At 69.0% G+C, this 802-nt stretch carries 2 protein-coding genes; one reads left to right on the top strand and one right to left on the bottom strand.

Annotated elements, in window-relative coordinates; translation table 11 throughout:
- Positions 1-56: 56 nt before the first annotated feature.
- Positions 57-395: an IS110 family transposase gene (locus IH26_RS0152535; protein ID WP_030443817.1), complete on the bottom strand. Its 339-nt coding sequence runs from the start codon at positions 393-395 to the stop codon at positions 57-59.
- A gap of 188 nt (positions 396-583) precedes the next feature.
- On the opposite strand from IH26_RS0152535, the gene IH26_RS55185 reads away from it, so the two are divergent.
- Positions 584-802 (top strand): hypothetical protein (locus tag IH26_RS55185; protein WP_034218342.1); only part of this gene is annotated, 219 nt, incomplete at its 3' end.

The following is an 802-nucleotide window of genomic DNA, read 5'->3' as shown; positions in this document are numbered from 1 at the left end:
CCGGCGGCGATCGCGAGGATGACGGAGAGCAGAACCCTACGCACGGGAATCACCACTCATAGAGGTAGGTCGATGGGAGCGCTCCCACAAGCATCGGTGCCATCCCCCTGCGAGTCAAGAGTCAGGAGGATAGCGCTCCCCTGCTGCAATTCGTCCACGCCGCCGCCGGTGACCGGGATCAGGACACTCTGCTTGGCCAGTACCGCATGCACCCCGGCCTTGATGCCAGAGCGCACCGCGACCAGCTTCGCCCGGTGCCGCACCAACTCGCGTAGTTCCCGCACCGCCGGCGGGGCCACGTACGCTTCCGGAAGCCGGTTCATCCGTAGCAGATCCGCCAGGTCCGCGGCGTCACGCTGATCGTTCTTGACCCGCCGGTAGGTGAAGCCCTTCACCCCAGCGGGTGCGCGAGATGCACCTGAACACCGGCATCGTGGAGCACGTCGACGGCCCAGTACCAGCCGTAGGTCGCTTCCAGGACCGCTTAGAACATGCGTTCGATCAGCGTCCGCGAATCGCCGGTCAGTACGCACCACTGCTGCTGCGCCTTCCCTCGCGGCCCGCGCCACCCAGGGGAGGCAGCATGCCCGCCAGCCGCAGCACCTGGGCCGGGGCGATCCGTACCGCCGACGACGTGCGCCGCCTCCTCGACGACACCAACACCGCCGGCACAACCAACCTGACCGCGCTCGCCCGGGCCGTACAGCACGCCGCCGAGGTCGAGCTCCGGCCTGACGCCACCCGCCTCCTCGACGTCGACAACCGGCTGAAGCCGCTGCTCCCCTGGCCCGGCATCCCCGCG

Origin of the sequence: Actinoplanes subtropicus (assembly GCF_000721705.1) — a bacterium.
In the GTDB taxonomy this organism is placed as follows: domain Bacteria; phylum Actinomycetota; class Actinomycetes; order Mycobacteriales; family Micromonosporaceae; genus Actinoplanes; species Actinoplanes subtropicus.
The sequence above is the reverse complement of the archived record's forward strand: the minus strand, read 5'-3'. Positions and strand labels throughout refer to the sequence as shown.